The sequence below is a fragment of the Rhizobium sp. TRM96647 genome, assembly GCF_025780115.1.
GTDB lineage: Bacteria > Pseudomonadota > Alphaproteobacteria > Rhizobiales > Rhizobiaceae > Mycoplana.
Genome location: NZ_JAOXHF010000014.1, coordinates 1 through 20,043, shown reverse-complemented (window position 1 = coordinate 20,043; position 20,043 = coordinate 1). Strand labels below are relative to the sequence as shown.

Here is a 20,043-nt window from a genome sequence, read left to right as displayed (position 1 = left end):
AGTCCGCGCGGATTTCCTCCGTCGCGGAACCGATATCCTGTTGCCTGCCGACTGAGGCAAACCGACAGGAATGCTCCTTTCCCAAGGACGGGAGCCTTCGCGCACGCGCCTTGTGAACGTGCGAACGCTCTGGTGCGGCGTCAGGTCAGGCCTCTTGCCTCCTTGAGAGGGACGACCATGACCGAGAGACTGGCAACGACGCCTTTTGGCGGCGGCAGGATGACTGCGCGCGTCTTCGCGATGCAGAAGCATGTTGCGGACACCCAGGCGCGGCTCGCCGCCGACGGCGGCGGCAACGACAACGGCACCAGCGAGAAGTGGCAACTGCTGCGCGCTTTGACGGAGGCGCGCGAGCACTACGGCCTGTCGGACCGCACGCTCGCCGTGCTGGAGGCGCTTCTGAGCTTTCACCCTGACCGGGTCCTCGATGGCCGCGCGCCGATCGTGGTCTTTCCCTCGAACGCCGAACTGTCGGTACGCTCGCGCGGGATGGCGCCGGCGACGCTGAGGCGGCATCTGGCAATGCTGCAGCAGGCGGGCATGATCCTTCGGCGCGACAGCCCCAACGGCAAGCGTTACTGCCGGCGTGACGATCGCGGTGTGGTGGAGGACGCCTTCGGCTTCGACGTGGCGCCCCTGGCCTTGATGGCCTCCGACATTCACGAGCGGGCGGAGCAGGCCCGTGCCGAGGCGAGGCGGGTCCATGCACTGCGCGCCGAGGTGACGCTGCACCTGCGCGACATCGCCAAGATCGTCGAGGCCGCTTTGGCCGAAGGGCGCAAGGGCCCCTGGCTGGAGCATCAACTGGCGCTCGCGGGCCTGTCCGGACGGCTGGGGCGGGCGACGCCCGCAGAAACGCTCACAGAACGGAAAACGGCGCTGCTGACGCTTCGGCGGGGCGTCGAGGATGACTACCTCAAATCGCTCTCTGACGAAGAAATGAGCGCCAATGACGATCAAACTGAGCGGCATATTCAGAATTCAAACCCAGACCATCCAATTGAATTAAAAGGCCATGACATAAACCAGGAGGCGCGACCGGCGGACAAGAAGGAGCCGGAGCGCAGGAGCGTAGCCGTCAGCCTGAAACGTGTCCTGGCTGCGTGCCCCGAAATCGGCTCCTATGCGAAGGAAGGCATTGCCAGTTGGGCGGACCTGATCAAGGCGGCCTCGCTTGTCCGCTCGATGCTCGGGATTTCGCCGGATGCCTATGAAAAGGCGCGCGCCGCGATGGGCGACGGGGCGGCTGCGGTCGTGATCGCCGCCATGCTCGAGCGATCGGACCAGATCCGGTCTGCCGGCGGATACCTGCGGGAACTGACGCGAAAGGCCGAGGCCAGGCAGTTCTCGGTCCTGCCGATGATCAAGGCGCTCGAATGAGCGGAGATCTCCTTGATCCGGCTGGAGTTCATCGCGGTGGACGTGCAATCGCGAGACCGCGGGACGGCGTTAACCCGTCGGCAGCACCGGCCATTCGCCGGTGATCCGCCCGTTTTCCATGATCTGGAGCGGGCCGAATTGCTGCAGGACAGCTTCGGACTGGGTGGGCCGGAAGAAGACGTGGTCGTCGGGGGCGACCGGAAAGGTGGGAGAGAACGCCATCAGCTGCTGGTTGGAGGAATCGCCCCAGATCCCGTTCCGCTTCAGGCCCGGCGGATAGACCGGCCGGGCCATGAATTTCCCGCCATAGAGGAAACAGCCGTCGCGCGGGAAGAGGCCGAGCGCCTGGACGAGGGTGGAAATGAGCTGCGGCCCCGGCAGCCGGGTCTTCAGGACCTTCAGCACCGGCGTCGCGATGAAGAGAGCCGGCGCCAGTGCTGCGAGGTCCGGCCGATCGAAGTCCGTCGGCTTGACGATGGCGGATCCGATCGAAACCTCGTTGGCGACCCGGTTGCCGGCATGCGAAAAGGCCGTCTGGCTGCCGCCGGTGTTGAGGATGGCCCGTTGTTCGACGGGAAGGACGTCGACGAACGCGGAGAAGCGGGCCCGAGCCCGGCGAAGGGCTGCTTCCGGTCCGCCGAACAGCGAGGGAATGGCGGGGACATGGGCCTCGTATCCCATCAGCCCCTCACAACGCAGATACGGCTCCCCGGATGCAGCACCGATGGCCCTGCCGAGGTCTGCGGGCGTATCGAACCCGCCGCGCTGCATGCCGATATTGATTTCGAACGCGACGTGCAGCGGCCTGCCGAGCGTGCGGGCCAGGGCGGCATATTGCGCAACCCGCGCCTCGGTGTCGATCAGCCACGTCACCCTCCCCGCGAGCGCCTTGGCCTGATCCGGATCGGCATGGGCAAAGGCTTGTGCCACGGCTGAGACGGGCATGGGCTTGCCGAGCAAGGCATGGACATCGGGAAATTCGCCGAGCACCGCCATCGTCACGGGCAGGTGGAAGGTCATGATCCGCCGTGTTCCGAGGACGCGCATCGCGTGCCCGAGAAGGGGGAGCGATGGCAGGGATTTGTCGACGAGGCGGATCGCAGGTCCTCCCCGCATCGCTCCGCGAACGATGGAGAGGTTGGCGTTCAGCCGTTCGAGATCGATGACGAGCGCAGGCCGATGGACCCCGGCTTCTTCCAGGGCTGCCGACATCATGCCGAAATAGGCGGTTCTCTTCATGCCGGAAGACCGAACAGGCGGGCAAGGTAGGGAGAGACGAAGCGGCGGTCCGGGTCGAAGTTTTGGCGGACCTCCATGGCGTCCTTCCATCGCGGATAGAGGGCTGCAAGCCCTGCGGCTGTCAGGTTGTGCATCTTTCCCCAATGCGGGCGCCCGCCGTAGCGCCGGAAGATCGTTTCCGCGGCGGCCATGAAGGCCCTGGGATCCTCGGCTGCGTCATGATGGATGGCGATCGAACAGGTCTTGCGCCGATAGAACGGGCTGAGCCAGAAATCGTCCGCTGCCACCGAGCGCACCTCCATTGGGAAATAGACCTCCGGGAAGTGCTTCTCCGATAGGGCGATGATTTCCGCCAAGGCCTTAGGGCCTTCCTCGAAGGGCAGGTGATATTCCATCTCGTTGAACCTGCGGCGCCGATCGCTGGCATAGACGTGGAGCCAATCCTGGACGTAATCCTCTTCGGGCAGGCGCGTGAGCGCGGAGCCGATCAAGGCGCGCCGCAGCGGCGGCAGCCATCCGAGCCAGGTCCGAAGTCTCTTCAGCGTCGACAGCCCCTCCTCGTCCTCCTCGGACGGGCGCGGCGTGACGTCTGCCGTGGACGGGTCGCTGGTGATCAGCAGGGCATGGCCGGAAAAGGGAATGAAGTAGAACTCGGCCGACCGGTGCCCGTTCATGAAGCTATCGAAGCCGGAGAGGATTTCGCGGATCGGCACGACCCGGCGGCGCCGGCGCAGCCGGTAGGTCGCCGCGTTCTGCAGCGTTACCGCGGTCAGCGCTCCGAACGCGCCGAGCGACACGCCGGTCGCCTCGATCGTCTCGCGATCGGTCTCGAAGTCGTAGCGGCGCACGTCGCCGCGGCCGTCGACGATCTCGATCTTGCGAAGCTGGGTTTGATAGGCGCCGAGCGTGGAACCGGAGCCGTGCGTCGCCGTGCCGAGCGCGCCGCCGACCGTCTGCCTGTCGATGTCGCCCATATTGGGCAGCCCCTGCCCTACTGCGTGAAGCTGCTTGGCGAGATCGCCGAGACGCGTCGCAGCACCCACCGTCGCCTGCAATGCGATTGCGTCGTGGGACACCAGCCCCTGGAACCGGTCGAGGTCGAGAATCGTCCCTTCAGTCTCGACCAGCGGCGTGAAGGAGTGCCCGGCGCCGGCGATCCGGATCGGTCCGGGCGCCGTCCTGATCGCATCGGCAAGTTCGGCAAGGCCGCGCGGTTTCATGATTTTGGCATTTCTGGCGATGACGCTGCCGGACCAGTTGCTCCAGGCGATGCTCGCAGTCTGGTTCATGCGTCGCCGCCCTTGCTGGCGGAGATCACAGCCAATGCAAGGGGGGCGCAGAGCCGTGCGCCGGCCGGAAGCCCGTTTCCTGCGCCATCCACCATTCAGACGGCCTCCTGCCCCAATACCGCCGAAATATGATAGAGTATCATATCATCGAAGCCTGATGGTTCGCCCCTGGCTTGTCAACGGGAAACTGCGGCGTCGCGGAGGCAGCCGAGCCGCTGATCCATTTTGGGGCCGTCGTGGACGGATACGGGAATAGTTCATTAAGTTTGTACTGTTTTAGTGGGGTGTCATGATGATGCTTCGGCGCCGCCGCGTCCAGCGCGGAGACGCCATTTCCTCAATGGAAACAGGCGAAAAGAGAGACGAGGACAAGCAGGTATGACGGCAGATGCCGATGACCTCGGACAGCGCCTGCGGCGCAAACCGAAACAGGAGCGTAGCCGGGAACGCGTCGAGGAGATCTTGCGCGTTGCAAAGCAGCTGATCGGCGAAAAGGGCATCGACGGGATGACCATGCGCGAGGTGGCGCTTCAGACCGGCGGGCCGATCGCCTCGGTCTACCAGTACTTCCCGAACAAGTCGGCCATCATCGCGATGCTCTACGAGCAGTACAGCGCGGCGACGCGCGCCGGCATCGGGGCCAGCCTCTCCACATTGAAGGACATTGCGGACGTCCGTGACGCCGCCGACGGCATTCTCGACAGCTATTATCTGCGGGTGGCCGGCGATCCCGCCATCCAGGATCTGCTCAATGCGATCCAGGCCGACAAGGACCTGCAAAACATGGACATCACCGAGACGCGGCGCCAGGCGGACCTGTTCTGCCAGCTGTCGTCGCATCTGGTGGCCGAAGGCGAGCGCGAGCGCTTCGGGAGGCTCGTGTTTCTGTTGTTCCAACTGGCCGGGAGCATGGTCCGCCTGGCGATTGCCCTGCCGGCGGACGAGGCGGAGAACATGCTGGTCGACTTCAAGCACATCATCCATGGCCAGTTGGCCGGCTTCTGTCCCGCCGGCATCGAGGGCAACGCGCAGGAAAACCCTTGACCTTCCCATGTGGCATGGCTCCACCTTGAGCCTTTCAACAGGGAAAGACGAGATGCCCGAAGAACCGATCCTTGCGTTTGCGGTGGAAGACATGACCTGCGGCCACTGCGTCCGAACCATAACCTCCGCCGTAGAAGCCGCCTTTCCCGATGCGAAGGTGAATGCGGATATCGCCACCCACCGCGTCACCGTCTCCGGCCGCGTCGATGCCCGGACCGTCGCCGATCTCATCGCCGCCGAAGGTTACACGCCGGTGGTGCTGGAGACTGCGGCTGGAAACGCCGGGGCCAATCCGGACCGATCTCCGCCGTGAACCGGTCATCTCATCCGGCGCGCAACCGATGGGCGCGACGGCCGTGGCCGCGGGCTACCGCAGAAACACGGTGAGGCATGAAAGACCCCGGAGACCTCGCCTGGTCTCCGGGGAAAGCGACGCGCCGTGCGGGGCGGCCGGGGAGGATCAGAAGAAGCCCAGCGCCTTCGGGCTGTAGCTCACCAGCATGTTCTTGGTCTGCTGGTAGTGGTCGAGCATCATCTTGTGCGTCTCGCGGCCGACGCCCGACTGCTTGTAGCCGCCGAAGGCCGCATGGGCCGGATAGGCATGGTAGCAGTTGGTCCAGACGCGGCCCGCCTGGATCTCGCGGCCGAAGCGGTAGGCGCGGTTGCCGTCGCGCGTCCAGATGCCGGCGCCCAGACCGTAGAGCGTGTCGTTGGCGATTTCGAGCGCTTCCTTCTCGTCCTTGAAGGTCGTGACCGAGACGACGGGGCCGAAGATCTCCTCCTGGAAGATCCGCATCTTGTTGTGGCCCTTGAAGATCGTCGGGCTGACATAGTAGCCGCCGGCCAGTTCGCCGCCGAGGTCGTTGCGCGATCCGCCCGTCAGCACCTCCGCGCCTTCCTGGCGGCCGATGTCGAGATAGGCGAGGATCTTCTCGAGCTGTTCGCCCGACGCCTGCGCGCCGATCATGGTCGAGGGATCGAGCGGATCGCCCTGCCTGATCGCCTCGACGCGCTTGACCGCCTTTTCCATGAAGCGGTCGAAGACGGATTCCTGGATCAGCGCGCGGCTCGGACAGGTGCAGACCTCGCCCTGGTTGAGCGCGAACATGGCGAAGCCTTCGAGCGCCTTGTCGAGGAAATCATCGTCTTCCGCCATGACATCGGCGAAGAAGATGTTCGGCGACTTGCCGCCGAGCTCGAGGGTGACCGGGATGAGATTCTGGCTGGCATATTGCATGATCAGCCGTCCGGTGGACGTCTCGCCGGTAAAGGCGATCTTGGCGATCCGCGGGCTGGTCGCCAGCGGCTTGCCGGCCTCGAGGCCGAAGCCGTTGACGATGTTGAGCACGCCCGGCGGAAGCAGGTCGCCCACCAGTTCCGCCCAGACGAGGATCGATGCCGGCGTCTGTTCGGCGGGCTTCAGGACGACGCAGTTTCCGGCTGCGAGCGCGGGTGCAAGCTTCCAGGCGGCCATCAGGATCGGGAAGTTCCAGGGGATGATCTGGCCGACCACGCCGAGCGGCTCATGGAAGTGATAGGCGACAGTGTCCTGGTCGATCTGGCCGATCGAACCCTCCTGGGCGCGGATGCAGGCCGCGAAATAGCGGAAGTGATCGATTGCGAGCGGAATGTCGGCCACCGTGGTCTCGCGGATCGGCTTGCCGTTGTCCAGGGTTTCGGCCCTCGCGAGGAGATCGAGATTGTCCTCCATCCGCTGGGCGATCTTCATCAGGATGTTGGCGCGCTCGGTGGCGGACGCCCGGCCCCATTTGTCCTTGGCCGCATGCGCCGCGTCGAGGGCGGCCTCGATGTCGCGCTCGTCGGAGCGCGCGACCTCGCACAGCTTGCCGCCGGTGACCGGCGTGATGTTGTCGAAGTACTTGCCCCCGACCGGCTCGCGCCATTCGCCTCCGATATAGTTGCCGTAGGTCAGCTTGAACGGTGTCTCGACGATTTTCTGATGCAGCATGCGATCCTCCCTAGATCTGGTTCGCTGGAACCGATGGCAGGAGTGTGCGTGCGTTTTCTCTTACGGAATAGCAGGGCCTGGTGCTTCCGGGCCGCTGCCTGTCGCAGGATTGAAACAGATGGGGCGGGCAAATGGAGTTGGCGCGCATCGCGGCCATCCGGGCAGTCGACGCGCGTTTGCGGCGCGATCTGCCGGAATCACGCGGCGGGCTTCGACACGCCATTTTCGAGCATGTCACCCCTCCCCCGAAGACAGTTGGTCGCCGGGTGAAGGTTCTGCGCTCAATGCAGGTCGAGTTTCTTGATCTTCCGGTGCAAGGTGGCGCGGCTCATGCCGAGGGCGGCGGCGGCGCGGGAGATGTTGCCATTGGTGCGCGAAAGCGCGCGGCGAAGGGCGGCGCGTTCCGCCTCCGCCAGTTCTCCGTTCGTCGCGTCGCGACCCTCCTGGAGCGCGTCGGCGGCGGGCAGTCCGGCGGCGATCCGGCCGTCGTCGAGCTTCAGCGCCAGGCGCGCGGCGCGTGTCGCACCCACCACGAGGTCGTCCTTGTCGACGGCCAGCAGAGCGGATGCCGAGTTCGCGCCCGCCGGCAGCATGATGAAGCGGGCATCGGAGAAGGCGCTGCGGAACAGGTTGATCTCGATGCGCATGGCGGCATCGCGGACCGCCTGCGAAAGGATCGACAGGGTCATTTCGTCGACGTCGTCGCGGCGGGTGGAGATGTCGAGGGCGGCGGCGAGCTGTCCCCGGTGATCGCGGATCGGGGCGGTGGTACAGCAGAGGCCGATATTGGAGCAGAGGAAGTGCTGGTCGCGGAAGACGGTCACGCAGCGCTCGTCGGCAATCGCCGTGCCGATGCCGTTGGTGCCGACGCTGGCCTCCGTCCAGACCGAGCCGGTCCAGAGCCCGAGATTCTGGAAATCCTTGTCGTCACCGCGCGCGCCGCGCCGTTCGAGTGCAACGCCGTTCCGGTCGGTGAGGAGAATGCAGTAGCCGGCCTTGCCGAGCATGGCGAACAACCGGTCCAGTTCATCGGTGGCGTTCGCGACGAGCTGTCCGGAGACTTCCTGGGCCAGGTTAAATTCGCCTTCGGTCAGGCGCAACGGCGGCCGCTGTTCTTCCGGCGCAAGGCGGTGCAGGGTCATGCAGCGCTGCCACGATGCGACGATCGGCGAACTCGCGGCGGCTGAGCCCCGCAGCGCCGTCGAATAGACCTGTTCTGCATGCGCAGATTCTGCGGGCGCGGACCGTCCCACCATCGGCTCCTCCCTGAACCGCGGGGATTGTGGCGGAATCTCAAGCGTGAGGCAACCGCGGTCAGCCGCGGCCCGGCCGAAAGCGGCGGTGGAAGTGTCGCAGCCTTGCGACAGTCGGCAGTGAGGCCTTCGATTTGTGTGATCGCTGTTCGGAAGGCTCGAGTGTTTGCGAAGACGCCGTCCTGCGTGGGGCCATGGGGTGCCGTCGCAGGAAAGTCTTGAAATGTCGACAGTTTGTGTGCAAAAAAGCTGACAAGATGCCGCGCTGACACCGGCAAGAGCTAGGAGCAAAGGGGCGATGGAGTCAAGCAGGGCACGGGGGTCCGGCACCCAGTCCGTCTACAAGACCATCCGACAGGAGATCCTGACGATGGCGCTCGAGCCGGGGAGCCCGCTCGACGAGGTGCGCCTTTCCGAACGCTTCGGAATGTCGCGGACGCCGGTGCGCGAGGCCCTGTTGCGGCTGGCTGCGGACGGTCTGGTGACGACGCTGCCGAACCGCAACACGGTCGTCTCGGCGATCGATTTCGCCACGCTGCCTTCCTATTTCGAGGCACTGAGCCTGATGTACCGCGCCACGACGCGCGCGGCCGCCATGCACAGGGATGCGAAGCTGATGGAGAAGGTGCACGCCCGCCAGCGCGACTTCCGCAAGGCCGTGGAGGATCGGGACGCCTTCGCCATGATCGAGGCGAACCGCGATTTCCACGTGGCGATCGCCGAACTCGGCGGCAACGGCTACTACACGAGCTTTTTCACCCGGCTCCTCGACGAGGGCCGGCGAATCCTGCGCCTCTACTATTCGACGTTCGAGGACCGGCTGCCGCGGCAGTATGTCGAGGAGCATGAGGCGATCATCGCCGCGATCGAGGCCGGCGACGTCGACCTCTGCAATCGGCTGGCGGCGGAGCATGCCGCCCAGATCGTTCGCCAGATCCAGGACTACATCGCCCGGGATCTTCGCCAGCCGATGGACCTCGCCGAGCGATAGAACAAGCGGCGGACCGGGTCGAGGCCCCTCCCCTTGCGGCGGTCAGACGCGCGGTCCGCCGCGCTCCTTCACCATCTTCACCAGCCGGGCGAAGACCGCGCCGGACTGGCGCACGCCGTCATGCTCGTATTCGTTGGTCACCCAGGTCTCGACGTTGCCGACATGGCGCGCGGTTTCAAGCGACAGCGCCGCGTCCACATACATATCGTCGAAATAGACGGCGGCCGCGACCGGAACCTCGTTGTCTGCAAGCCTCTGCGGATTGTAGAGCCTGCCGTGGTGCGACCGTGCCGCGAGGGCCTCGACGGCTGCCTGGAACGGTCGCAGCGAGCGGATTTCCTGAAACATCCACGGATACATCATCTCGCCGGTCATCTGCAGCGGCCGATGCGCTTCGGAGAATTCGGGATGCTCGGCGCGGATGCGATCCGCCGCCCAGGCCGTCGCCCCGTCTCCCTGAGCGTAGATGACCTCCTGCAGCACGGCAAAGAGCGGATTGGCGTCGTAGGAGGTGAGCTCCATGACCGCGGCCAGGAAGTGATCGGACAGCCGATCCTCGGCGGAGTTCGAGAAGGCCTCGTCCATCAGCCAATGGATGTTCTCGAAACCCGGCGCCATCCCGAGATCGATGCCGACCGTCTGCAACCGCCGGACGGTCAGCCGGTCGCCGTCCGGCAGGCGCACGTCGTTCCCGGCGAGGTGATCGGCGATGCGGCCGATCCGGTCGCGATCATGGGGATAGCGGCTGTAGTAGCGGGCGTTCTTTTCGGCAACGCGTGGATAGGTGCGGCGGTAGACGTCGTCGGCGGTCGCGTCGAGGCCGGCAAGGCCGCCGGTCACGTAGCAGGCCGAAAGGCCCTCGGGCGCCGCCGAGAGATAGGTCAGCGTCAGGAAGCCGCCATAGCTCTGGCCGAGGGTTTCCCACTTCACGCCACCGAAAAGCGTCTTTCGCAGGTGCTCGCAATCGGCCACGATGCTATCGGCGCGGAAATGGCAGAGATAGTCGGCGGCGGGCTCGCCGCGCTCGAAGGCCGCCATCGTCGCGCCTTCGATGCGGGAGCTGCGGCCCGTGCCGCGCTGGTCGACAAGGACGAGCCTGTGCGTCTTCAGCGCCTCTGCCAGCCAGCTCGGCCCGCCGCCGGTCGGTCGCGGGGCCTTTCCGCCCGGACCGCCCTGCAGGAACACCAGCAGCGGCAGGGTTTCGCGGGAGCGCGCGGCGTCGCAGAGCTCGCGGGCGAAGATCTCGATCGTTGCGCCGTCCGGGTTCGACCAGTCCAGCGGAACGGGAACGAGATGGTCGCGGACGAAGAGCCCGGGGATGGTGTACTCGCGGATCGGCAAGGCTGGCTCCTCGTTTCCGGTGTCGCCCTGCGCGCAAGGAGCCGGCGGCGAATTCTTGAACTGGACGACAGCACTAACGCGAAGCGCATCGCCCTGCACGCGGAAAGCGGAAGCAAGCCGAGATTGCGCATGATCCCGTACGAGAATGGCGGCCGCGTCTGGATGGATTCAATGTCGACAAACTGCCTACAATTCTTCTATGCTGCGCCGCAGGCGGCCACGCATGCTGCAGCCGCCCGAACGAAAACCGAAGCCGGAAGATCTCATGACCACTCCCCCTCCCCTCATCACGGACGCCGAACGGCAGACCCGGCTGCAGGCGCTGCGCCGGAACATGGATGCGGCAGGCCTTGACGGCGTGCTGCTCGGCTCGACGGAGAGCCTGCGCTATTTCACCGGCCTCGTCTGGCACCAGAGCGAGCGTCTGCTCGGAGCACTGGTGACGCCGACTACGCTGACCTATGTCGTCCCGGCCTTCGAACAGAGCCGGGTCGAGACATTGCCGCATCTGGAGGGCAAGATCGTCGTCTGGCAGGAGGAAGAGGACCCGGCGGCGCTGGTAGCGTCCCTGCTGGGGCCGCGGGGCCGCCTGGCGCTCGACGACGCCCTGCCGCTCTTTGCCTATCATGCGCTTGCCGGCGTGCTCGGAGCGGAACGCCTGGCCGATGGCGGCCGGCTGATCCGCGATCTGCGACTGGCAAAGTCACCGGCCGAGATTGCGCTGATCACCTACGCGATGGGCCTGACGCTGGAAGTGCAGCGGCGCACACATGCGATCATGCGGCCGGGAATCCGAGCCTCGGAGGTCGTGCGCTACATCGACGAGCAGCACCGGGAACTGGGCGCCGACGGCGGCTCGACCTTCTGCATCGTCTCGTTCGGTGCTGCGACCGCCCTCCCCCACGGCGCCGATGGCGACCAGACGCTTGCGGCAGGCGATGTGATCCTCGTCGATACCGGGACGCGGATCGACGGCTACCATTCCGACCTGACACGGACCTATGTGCTGGACGAACCGGATGTGGACTTTGCCCGCGCCTGGGCGATCGAGCGCGCGGCACAGCAGGCGGTGTTCGACGCGGCCCGGCTGGGGGCGCCCTGCCACAGTCTCGACGATGCCGCCCGCGCGGTGATCGCCGGACATGGGCTCGGCCCCGACTACCGCCTGCCGGGGCTGCCGCACCGGGCGGGCCACGGACTGGGGCTCGAGATCCATGAAGAGCCTTACCTCGTCCGTGGCAATGCGACGACGCTTGCCACCGGCATGTGCTTCTCCAACGAGCCGATGATCGTCTTTCCGGGGCGCTACGGGATCCGGCTCGAGGACCATATCCACATGACCGCGAGCGGGCCTGAATGGTTCACGACGCCCGCCAGGGGGCCGGCGGAGCCGTTCGGCTAGGTCCCCAGTCATCGATCTGACCGCGCACGCACATCGGATCCGCAAGGGCGTCGGCCGGAATGGCGGCGCCCTTGCCTTTGTAGATCAAGGCAACCGAACTGATCTTTATCAATAGCTTAGCGAAGTGGCGCTTCCGCCTCCCCTCCCCCGCCCGATGACCGGCGTCGCCCTAACGCAGCTGTGCATGTTAACGCCGCGTTAACGATAAACCGTTTGACCGAACGGACAAATCAGTTGAAAAACAGTCGCGACGGAATTTTTCCGACTTTTCTCAATTAACCGTCGGGCCATCATGGAAAACGCACTCAGACGACCCCAGGACCTTCTTTCGTCCGCCGACCGGATCATGCGACATTCGCAATTGCTGTCGGCGCAACTGCAGAACCTGCGACAGCAGATGTATCCGCCGGAGGCGATGAAGTCGCTCCGCACCTTTTCCTCGAAGGACACGGCCGCCCTGCTCGGCATCGCCGAATCGACGCTGCGCCAGATGTCGCTGGATGGCGAGGCGGTGATCCCCGACCGGCAGGACAACGGCCGACGGGTCTACACGCTTTCCCAGGTCAACGAGATCCGCGCCTACCTTGCCAACCGGCGGCCGGCGGAAGCCCTCGACTTCCTTCCGCGCCGGCGGGCCGGTGACAAGCTGCAGGTGCTCGCCATCGCCAACTTCAAGGGTGGGTCTGCGAAGACGACGACGACCGTGCACCTCGCCCACTATCTCGCCTTGCAGGGCCTGCGGGTCCTTGCCATCGATCTTGATCCGCAGGCTTCGCTTTCCACCATGTTCGGCTACCAGCCCGAGTTCGACGTGGATGCCAACCAGACGCTCTATGCCGCGATCCGCTATGACGAGAACGAGCGGGTTCCCCTCTCGGCGGTCATTCGCCGGACCTACTTCGACGGCGTCGATATCGTTCCCGGCAATCTCGAGCTGATGGAATACGAGCACGAGACGCCGCAGGCGATCGCAAAGGGCCTGTCGCGCGGTGACGGCATGTTCTTCCGTCGGCTGAAGACGGTGCTCGCGGAGGTCGAGAACCGTTATGACGTGGTGCTGATCGACGCGCCGCCGCAGCTCGGCTACCTGACCCTCGGTGCGCTCTATGCGGCGACCGGGCTTTTGATCACCGTGCATCCGGCCATGCTCGACGTCGCCTCGATGAACCAGTTCCTGGCGATGACGAGCGACCTGCTCGGCGTGATCGAAGACGCTGGCGGTTCGCTGGAGCACGACTTCATCCGCTACGTGCTGACCCGCCACAATCCGCATGACGTGCCGCAGGTGAACGTCGTGGCCCTTTTGCGCTCGCTGTTCGGCGAGGACGTGCTTGCCGCTTCCGTCGTCGATACCACCGCGATCGCCAGTGCCGGTCTGGAGAAGAAGAGCCTCTACGAGATGACGCGAGGCAGCGTCGGTCGTGATACGCTCAACCGGGCGCTCGAATCGGTCGATGCCGTGAACGCCGAGATCTTCCGCCACATCAAGACTGTCTGGGGACGCAAATGAACAGCGCCAGTGATCGATCCAAGAGAATGAAGGCCATGTTCGGCGGCATCAACGCCGACGAGCTTGCCGCGGCGGTTGCCCCCTCGCCCCTGTCCCAGGCCGGCCGGCGGGTGTCCTCCGGCGCCGTACGCTCGATGCAGGATTCCTTTTCGGCGATTGAGGACGAGAACGCCCGCCTGCGCGAGCAAATCGCCGGGTCGGAAGCGGTCGTGGAAATGGCCCCGGACCAGGTGGTGCCCTCCTTCGTGCGCGACCGCATGGACGGGCAGGTCGACCCGGATCTTGCCGAGTTGGTGCGCAGCATCGGCGAGCACGGCCAGCAGGTGCCGATCCTCGTGCGCCCGCATCCGGAGGCCAACGGGCTTTTCCAGATCGCCTACGGCCATCGTCGCTGGCAGGCGGCGCGCGAGCTCGGTCGTCCCGTCAAGGCGATCGTACGGGAGCTGTCCGACGACGCCCTCGTGATCGCCCAGGGCAAGGAGAACAGCGAACGGAAGGACCTGTCCTTCATCGAGCAGGCGCTTTTCGCGCAGGAACTCAAGGAGCGCGGCTTCGATCGGCAGACCATCGCTGCGGCGCTCGGTCGAAGCGAGGACAAGGGGTTGGCCTATATCTCGATCCTGACGTCGCTCGCCGGCGCGCTGCCGCAGGAGATCGTCCGCAAGATCGGGCCGGCGCCGAAGACCGGCCGCCCGAAATGGGAGAAGCTCGCGGCCCATTTTTCCGACCGCAAGCTGCCAGCCGCCCGATCGTCGGCGGCGAACGGACTGATCTCGTCCGACCGGTGGCTGAGTGCCGATAGCGATGCCCGCTTTGCCCTGTTGCTTTCGCTGCTGGAGGCCAAGGAGAAGCCGGCGCCGGCACGAAGCGTCATCAAGGGCGCGGCCGGCCAGGATGCCGTCTCGATCGAGAGGGCAGGGACGGTGACACGGTTTTCCGTCGACGAGCGGCAGGTCCCGGGCCTCGCCGAGTGGCTGGCACGCGAGATGCCGGGTCTTCTGCAGCGCTTCGAACAGGGGCGTGGCTGAGGGTCGCCACGGGCGGACCCGCCGCCGATGGCGGGTCCCGGTGCGGCTTCCGGCCGGGACGGGGCGCGGGGAGGGGCTGAGAAGCGTTCCCGCTGCTATTCCACTGAAATCAAAGCGGAAATTTCGACGGTGTATCAGCTGTAACGCCGAAGGTGCCGAAAAGACGATGGCAGGAGTTGCGGAAGCCGCGGGTCTGCGAATCGCCAAAGAGGTCGAACTCGACATCCGGAGCGGGCCTGGCGGCTGTCATTTGCGTCATCCAAGGCCTTGAAATCCCTTGCTAATCGATTTGATTTTCTTTCAATCGATTTGGTTTAAGCTTGGCGGCGGTCGGCCTGTTGCAACGCTCCTTGCTTCTGTGATTAGTGCCAGCCATCCAGGATTTTTTGCCAGAACAGGGAGATACGGAATGGCGTTGATTACCATGCGGCAGTTGCTCGATCATGCTGCAGAGAACGACTACGCACTGCCGGCGTTCAACGTGAACAACCTCGAATACATCCAGGCCGTCATGCGCGCCGCCGACGCGACCGACTCTCCGGTGATCCTGCAAGCAAGCCGCGGTGCCAGGGCCTATGCCGGCGACGCCTTCCTGCGCCACCTCATTCTCGGGGCGGCAGAGGAATATCCGCATATCCCGGTCTGCCTCCATCTCGACCATGGCGATCAGCCCTCGACCTGCATCTCCGCGATCACCAACGGCTTCACTTCGGTGATGATGGACGGCTCGCTGCTGGCCGACGGCAAGACGGTCGCCAGCTACGAATACAATGTCGGCGTGACGGCGGAGGTGGTGAAGATCGCGCATGCGGCCGGTGTATCGGTCGAGGGCGAGCTTGGCTGTCTCGGCAACCTGGAAACGGGCGCCGGTGACAAGGAGGACGGCCATGGATTCGAGGGCAAGCTGTCGCGCGAGGAGCTTCTGACCGATCCGGACCAGGCGCTGGACTTTGTCAGCAAGACCGGCGTCGACGCGCTGGCCGTAGCGATCGGCACCAGCCACGGCGCCTACAAGTTCACGCGCGAGCCCGACGGTGAGATCCTGTCGATCGAGACCATCGCGAAGATCAACCGGAAACTGCCGAACACGCATCTCGTCATGCATGGATCGTCGTCCGTTCCAAAGGACCTGCAGGACCTGTTCAACGCCTATGGCGGCAAGATGAAGCCGACTTGGGGGGTGCCGGTATCGGAGATCCAGAAGGCGATCCCGCTCGGCGTCCGAAAGGTCAACATCGACACCGACCTGCGCCTTGCGATGACCGGAACCATCCGCAAGCAGTTCGCCGAAAACCCGGAGAACTTCGATCCGCGCAACTACCTCAAGCCGGCGACGGCGCTGATGGTCGATGTCTGCAAGGAGCGCTTCGAGGCCTTCCGCTCGGCTGGTAAGGCATCAAAGATCCGCGTCAAGCGGTTGCCGGACATGGCAAAGTCCTACGCCGCGGCGTGAGCCGTTTCACCGGGGCGGGGAGGCGACTTCCCGCCCCGGTTCGGAATGAGTTGCCTGCGTCGTAGCCAGACTTCAGGCGCCAGTTGAGGCCTTTAGCTGATTGCGGCCGCGTTGTTCACGCAGCCGGCACCAGATCACGCCGGCCATCACGAAGGCTGACGCCTTTATGGTTAACAATCAGTGGATAAAGATAACTGTCAGTTTGCTTTCATTGCGGGCGGTGGACGTCCAGAAATCAGCCTGTTACGCGAACGTCCTATACAGCATGAACTGGCCAGACGGGGATACCGCAACAACCGGGAGGCGGGCACGGGCGGCAGGAGGTCCTCCACCATGCGCAGGCTCAGCGGACGGCGGAAATAAAGCCGCACCGCATGGGCTGTCGCTTCCGCTGGAAAGGCCCATAGTCCCGGATCCTCATCAGCCGTCGGCTAAGCTTGCAATGCCCATCCAACTCATCCCCCTCCGCCAGCGGCAGTCATCTACCGGCGAGGGGGAGTACACGGGCGCCGGTCGGTCGCCACGACGAGCGCCATGACGAATTGCCACTTTCGCAGGCAGAGATCGAAACTTCTCGTTTTAATACTTGACGAAAGTACTCATGAAAAATATTAAGTTGCTGCCGTTCAATCACGGCGGGTTCATGTATGTGCGTCGGGCAGGGGGCTCAACGCACTAAAATTACTTTTTCAACTGTGGCCCTTCCTGATCGCATCTCCTGCGTTCGGGTCGGCGAGGCCATGTCTTTTTATGGGGCCGGTCTGGCCCGGGGAGAATCAAACATGAGTGCGCCAACCATCACCGTAACTCCGACGACCGTCGTATTCGGGGAGCAGCAAGACCTCGGAACGTCGACACAGGCGGTCGAGACGCTCGTCTTCGACGCCAACGGCGACGGTCTCCAGGATCTCGTCCTCAACGGACGCAACTCAAATACGATCTCGCTGATGCTGAACCAGGGCGACGGTTCTTTCGGAGCCGCAACGACGATTGCGACCGGATCCCAATGGCACATCTACAACGGCGACATCGACGGCGACGGCAATCAGGACGTCCTGATGACGCGGTGGAACGAAGACTACAGCGAACAGACGCTGGGTTACCTGAAGAACAATGGCGACGGCACGTTCGGCGCGTTTGAAACGCTTGAGACCGGCTTCCGGAACATTCTGGACGTCACCACCGTCGACTTTGACGGCGACGGCGATCTCGACGTGCTGACGGCTGGAAGCGGCGACGCAGGGGTCATGATCGCAAAGAACAACGGCGACGGCACGTTTACGAAGTCGCTGCTGGCGACCGGCACATCCGTCTACTCCGTCTCAACGGGCGACATCAACGGCGACGGCATCCTCGATGTGGTCACAACGGACGGCAGCGGCACGCTTAAAGCATTTACCATCGGCGCGGATGGCCAGAGCACCCAGACCCATACGGTCAATCTCGATCCGATCTACCCCGCCGAAAGTGTCGAGCTCGTCGATCTCGACGGCGACGGCGCCCTCGATGCAGTGGTCGCAAACTCCAACCGCAAGGAACTGTCCTGGTTGAAGGGCAATGGAGACGGCACGTTCGGCCCCAAGCAGACGATAGCCGACGGCAACGAACAAAGCCCCTATGTCACCGGTTTCCGGGTGGTCGACGTCAACGGCGATGGCCGATTGGACATCATCGCCGGTTCGCCGAGGACGGTTGGAGAAACGGCGCAGACCCAGCAATCCTACCTTTCCTGGTTCGAGCAGGAGGCGGACGGCACCTTCACCGAGCACATGACGAATGTGAAATATCCGTCCGAAGCCGACTTCTTCGACGTCAACTATGGCGACCTCAACAATGACGGCGTGATCGACCTGATTTCCGCAGGTCCGGTTTCGATCGGCGGCAGCCGCAACTATGTACGCTTCGCAACCGGGATGGAGGCGATCGAGGTCGCCGAAAACGCGCCGACCGCGCTTCACGGCATTGCCTTCAGCGATGATTCGACCGGCGCGGTTGAAGTCACGCTCAGCGTCGACCGCGGCACGCTCGAGGCCACCTCTGCAGCCGGCGTCACCGTCTCCGGCTCCGGCTCCGGGTCGCAGGTCGTTCTGACCGGCACCATCGCCGACATCAATGCCTTCCTCGAAAACGATGGCGTGCTGTTCACCACGGCCAACAACGACGAGACCAGCGCCAAGCTCAACATCACCATCAACGATCAGGATCCCCTGAACCCCTCCGTGGTTTCCAAGACGATCGGGCTGGCCGTGACGCCGGCGGACGACCTGAGCCCCGTGGAGGTAGAGTTGAGCGGCGACACCGTCGCCGAGGACGCAGCCATCGGAACACTGATCGGGACGCTGTCTGCCACCGATCCCGAGGGTGGTCCCGTCACTTACAGCCTCTACAGCGGTGGCCAATATGTGACGCTGGACGGAAACCAGTTGAAGCTCAACACCGCGCTCGATTTCGAAGGCCAGAGCAGCTTCCAGATCATCGTCCGCGCCACCGACGAGGGCGGCGCCTTCACCGACCAGACCCTGACGATCGACGTCACCAACGCCAACGAGGCACCGCTCAGCATTGCACTGTCGAAGCTGCTTGTGCCTCAGAGCAGTGCGGCGGGCACGGTCGTCGGCGACCTGACCACCACCGATCCCGACAGCGGCGACACCTTCACCTACAGTATCCCCGGCGGCAGCGAGGCATTCGATATCGTCGACAACAAGCTCGTCGTCAAGGACTTGAGCGGAGCTCTGATCCACGACGTCAAGGTGCTGGCAACCGATTCGGGCGGCCTGACCGTCGAGAAGTCCTTCCGCATCACCACGACCGACGACGACGGTAACCCGCTCGGCTCTGCCGGCACGATCACCATCGATGCATCCAATGCCGCAAGCATGGACTTCGAGGCCTATATCCGCGGCGGCTTCCTCGCCGGAACCGTTGGCGGCGGCATGCCGGTGTTCGACAATGGCGGCGCGTTCTCCGGCAGCGAGGTTATGATGGCCTACGGTTCGGACACGGCTTCGAAGTACGTGCTGGCGCGCGGATCGATGGAGTATTACTTCGCCACCCATACTATCTGGGGCGAAATCGGCACCATCGAGTACGGCACCCGCGGCAACGGCGCTTACGATTCGTCCGGTTCTTTCCAGGGCGGCGCGGCCGAACTGCGGATCACCGGGCTCTCTCTCAGCAACAACAAGCCGACCGGCGCTGACGAAGCGGAAATCGAGGCCAACGGTCCGGTTCACAACTTCACCGTCGCGCACATGTACGGCGATATCGGTTCAACGGCCAGGATCGGGGTCTATTCAGATTCGCTCGATGCCTACGCCCAGAACTATATCGGCTCGGCCGGCGCAGACGTCTTCACCGGTACCGTATTCGCCGACACGATCAACGGTGGTGCCGGCGATGACACACTCAACGGCGGCGGCGGCAACGACACGATTCGAATCGGCTCGGGCAACGATATTGTCGATGGCGGTGACGGCATCGACACGGTCATCGTCGACGGCAATTTTGCTGACTACAACCTGCTCGCGCTCAGCACCATCTATCTCACCGAGAACGCGTCCGGCGAAATGGATCGTATCCGTACCACCGAGTACATCAAGTTCAAGGACGCACTCTATAACGTCGCCACGCAGGAGGTGACGCCGATCGAAGACCTGGCACCGACAGGCCTCGACATCTCGGCGAAGACCGTCTCCGAGAATGTGGCGATCGGCACGGTCGTCGGGACCTTCTCGGCGACCGATCCGGAAGGTGGTGCGCTGGCCTACACCTTGACGAGCGACGCCGGCGGCCTGTTCAGGCTCGATGGCGCCAAGCTCGTCACGGCAAAGGCGATCGACTACGAGAAGGTGAAGTCGGCTACGGTGACGGTCGAGGTCTCCGACGGCGTCAATATCGTGGCCGAGAGCTTCACCATCGGCGTCACGGACGTGAACGAGGCGCCGACCGCGCTTTCGCTGTCCAAGTCGTCGGTGGCGGAGAACGCCAAGGTCGGCACGGTCGTCGGCACGCTGTCGGCGAAGGACCCGGAAGGCGGCGCGGTCTCCTACAGCCTGTCGTCCAACCCCGGCGGCATCTTCAAGGTCGTCGGCAACCAGCTGCAGCTGGCCAAGGCCGTGGACTACGAGACGGCCAGGAGCCA

Annotated in this window: 15 protein-coding genes and 1 pseudogene; 9 read left to right on the top strand and 7 right to left on the bottom strand. The window is 64.4% G+C overall.

The genetic code is table 11. From position 1 onward, the window contains the following. Nucleotides 1–177 precede the first annotated feature (177 nt). Nucleotides 178–1,380 (top strand): plasmid replication protein RepC, encoded by a 1,203-nt coding sequence (gene repC / locus OCK02_RS21500; RefSeq protein ID WP_263814798.1) that lies wholly within the window; start codon nt 178–180, stop codon nt 1,378–1,380. Between the two features lie 69 nt (nt 1,381–1,449). On the opposite strand, the gene OCK02_RS21495 is transcribed toward repC, so the two are convergent. Together OCK02_RS21495 and OCK02_RS21490 are read right to left on the bottom strand one after the other, a co-directional pair. Continuing rightward, nucleotides 1,450–2,619 (bottom strand): alanine racemase, encoded by a 1,170-nt coding sequence (locus OCK02_RS21495; protein ID WP_263814797.1) that lies wholly within the window; start codon nt 2,617–2,619, stop codon nt 1,450–1,452. Continuing rightward, complete coding sequence (locus tag OCK02_RS21490; protein ID WP_263814796.1) at nt 2,616–3,908, bottom strand: D-arabinono-1,4-lactone oxidase; 1,293 nt, start codon at nt 3,906–3,908, stop codon at nt 2,616–2,618. The genes OCK02_RS21495 and OCK02_RS21490 overlap by 4 nt, the downstream gene beginning before the upstream one ends. A 378-nt stretch (nt 3,909–4,286) precedes the next feature. On the opposite strand from OCK02_RS21490, the gene OCK02_RS21485 reads away from it, so the two are divergent. Both OCK02_RS21485 and OCK02_RS21480 read left to right on the top strand, forming a co-directional pair. Then, nucleotides 4,287–4,952 carry a TetR/AcrR family transcriptional regulator gene (locus OCK02_RS21485; protein WP_263814795.1) on the top strand — a complete coding sequence of 222 codons (666 nt, stop codon included), beginning with the start codon at nt 4,287–4,289 and terminating at the stop codon, nt 4,950–4,952. A gap of 52 nt (nt 4,953–5,004) precedes the next feature. Continuing rightward, a complete protein-coding gene (locus OCK02_RS21480; RefSeq protein ID WP_263814794.1) occupies nt 5,005–5,265 on the top strand; it encodes a heavy-metal-associated domain-containing protein in 261 nt (86 codons plus the stop codon). 147 nt (nt 5,266–5,412) lie between these two features. On the opposite strand, the gene adh is transcribed toward OCK02_RS21480, so the two are convergent. Continuing rightward, on the bottom strand, nt 5,413–6,921 hold the full coding sequence (gene adh, locus OCK02_RS21475; protein ID WP_263814793.1) for an aldehyde dehydrogenase: 1,509 nt from the start codon (nt 6,919–6,921) through the stop codon (nt 5,413–5,415). A gap of 281 nt (nt 6,922–7,202) precedes the next feature. Further along, nucleotides 7,203–8,177, bottom strand: a complete 975-nt coding sequence (locus OCK02_RS21470; RefSeq protein ID WP_230808915.1) for a helix-turn-helix domain-containing protein — start codon at nt 8,175–8,177, stop codon at nt 7,203–7,205. A gap of 295 nt (nt 8,178–8,472) precedes the next feature. Between OCK02_RS21470 and OCK02_RS21465 the strand changes: the two genes are divergently transcribed. Continuing rightward, the gene (locus tag OCK02_RS21465; RefSeq protein ID WP_263814792.1) at nt 8,473–9,165 is read left to right on the top strand and encodes a GntR family transcriptional regulator; all 693 of its coding nucleotides are present in this window, start codon (nt 8,473–8,475) and stop codon (nt 9,163–9,165) included. A gap of 42 nt (nt 9,166–9,207) precedes the next feature. On the opposite strand, the gene OCK02_RS21460 is transcribed toward OCK02_RS21465, so the two are convergent. After that, nucleotides 9,208–10,506, bottom strand: coding sequence for an alpha/beta hydrolase (locus tag OCK02_RS21460; protein ID WP_263814791.1), 1,299 nt, complete (start codon nt 10,504–10,506; stop codon nt 9,208–9,210). A 265-nt stretch (nt 10,507–10,771) separates the two neighbouring features. Here OCK02_RS21460 and OCK02_RS21455 point away from each other — a divergent pair, with 265 nt between their 5' ends. The 3 genes from OCK02_RS21455 to repB all read left to right on the top strand — a co-directional run bounded on the left by OCK02_RS21455 (nt 10,772) and on the right by repB (nt 14,446). Further along, nucleotides 10,772–11,908 carry a M24 family metallopeptidase gene (locus tag OCK02_RS21455; protein ID WP_263814790.1) on the top strand — a complete coding sequence of 379 codons (1,137 nt, stop codon included), beginning with the start codon at nt 10,772–10,774 and terminating at the stop codon, nt 11,906–11,908. Nucleotides 11,909–12,200: 292 nt separating this feature from the next. Beyond that, complete coding sequence (repA, locus tag OCK02_RS21450) at nt 12,201–13,418, top strand: plasmid partitioning protein RepA (protein ID WP_263814789.1); 1,218 nt, start codon at nt 12,201–12,203, stop codon at nt 13,416–13,418. Next, nucleotides 13,415–14,446, top strand: a complete 1,032-nt coding sequence (repB, locus tag OCK02_RS21445; protein WP_263814788.1) for a plasmid partitioning protein RepB — start codon at nt 13,415–13,417, stop codon at nt 14,444–14,446. The genes repA and repB overlap by 4 nt, the downstream gene beginning before the upstream one ends. Before the next feature lie 109 nt (nt 14,447–14,555). Here repB and OCK02_RS21440 read toward each other — a convergent pair whose 3' ends face one another. Then, nucleotides 14,556–14,696 carry a hypothetical protein gene (locus OCK02_RS21440; protein WP_263814787.1) on the bottom strand — a complete coding sequence of 47 codons (141 nt, stop codon included), beginning with the start codon at nt 14,694–14,696 and terminating at the stop codon, nt 14,556–14,558. Between the two features lie 159 nt (nt 14,697–14,855). On the opposite strand from OCK02_RS21440, the gene fba reads away from it, so the two are divergent. Beyond that, nucleotides 14,856–15,899 carry a class II fructose-bisphosphate aldolase gene (gene fba / locus OCK02_RS21435; protein WP_263814786.1) on the top strand — a complete coding sequence of 348 codons (1,044 nt, stop codon included), beginning with the start codon at nt 14,856–14,858 and terminating at the stop codon, nt 15,897–15,899. A gap of 317 nt (nt 15,900–16,216) precedes the next feature. On the opposite strand, the pseudogene OCK02_RS21430 reads toward fba, so the two are convergent. Continuing rightward, a pseudogene (locus OCK02_RS21430) lies at nt 16,217–16,297 on the bottom strand (IS6 family transposase); the annotation flags it as partial. Nucleotides 16,298–16,681: 384 nt separating this feature from the next. Between OCK02_RS21430 and OCK02_RS21425 the strand changes: the two are divergent. Then, nucleotides 16,682–20,043: FG-GAP-like repeat-containing protein (locus OCK02_RS21425; RefSeq protein ID WP_263814785.1), on the top strand; the 3,362-nt coding region annotated here is incomplete at its 3' end.

Excerpts from the sequence above, each read along its gene's own strand:
- repC (WP_263814798.1), top strand. The coding sequence starts at position 178 with ATGACCGAGAGACTGGCAACGACGCCTTTTGGCGGCGGCAGGATGACT.
- OCK02_RS21495 (WP_263814797.1), bottom strand. The coding sequence starts at position 2,619 with ATGAAGAGAACCGCCTATTTCGGCATGATGTCGGCAGCCCTGGAAGAA.
- OCK02_RS21490 (WP_263814796.1), bottom strand. The coding sequence starts at position 3,908 with ATGAACCAGACTGCGAGCATCGCCTGGAGCAACTGGTCCGGCAGCGTC.
- OCK02_RS21485 (WP_263814795.1), top strand. The coding sequence starts at position 4,287 with ATGACGGCAGATGCCGATGACCTCGGACAGCGCCTGCGGCGCAAACCG.
- OCK02_RS21480 (WP_263814794.1), top strand. The coding sequence starts at position 5,005 with ATGCCCGAAGAACCGATCCTTGCGTTTGCGGTGGAAGACATGACCTGC.
- adh (WP_263814793.1), bottom strand. The coding sequence starts at position 6,921 with ATGCTGCATCAGAAAATCGTCGAGACACCGTTCAAGCTGACCTACGGC.
- OCK02_RS21470 (WP_230808915.1), bottom strand. The coding sequence starts at position 8,177 with ATGGTGGGACGGTCCGCGCCCGCAGAATCTGCGCATGCAGAACAGGTC.
- OCK02_RS21465 (WP_263814792.1), top strand. The coding sequence starts at position 8,473 with ATGGAGTCAAGCAGGGCACGGGGGTCCGGCACCCAGTCCGTCTACAAG.
- OCK02_RS21455 (WP_263814790.1), top strand. The coding sequence starts at position 10,772 with ATGACCACTCCCCCTCCCCTCATCACGGACGCCGAACGGCAGACCCGG.
- repA (WP_263814789.1), top strand. The coding sequence starts at position 12,201 with ATGGAAAACGCACTCAGACGACCCCAGGACCTTCTTTCGTCCGCCGAC.
- repB (WP_263814788.1), top strand. The coding sequence starts at position 13,415 with ATGAACAGCGCCAGTGATCGATCCAAGAGAATGAAGGCCATGTTCGGC.
- OCK02_RS21440 (WP_263814787.1), bottom strand. The coding sequence starts at position 14,696 with ATGACAGCCGCCAGGCCCGCTCCGGATGTCGAGTTCGACCTCTTTGGC.
- fba (WP_263814786.1), top strand. The coding sequence starts at position 14,856 with ATGGCGTTGATTACCATGCGGCAGTTGCTCGATCATGCTGCAGAGAAC.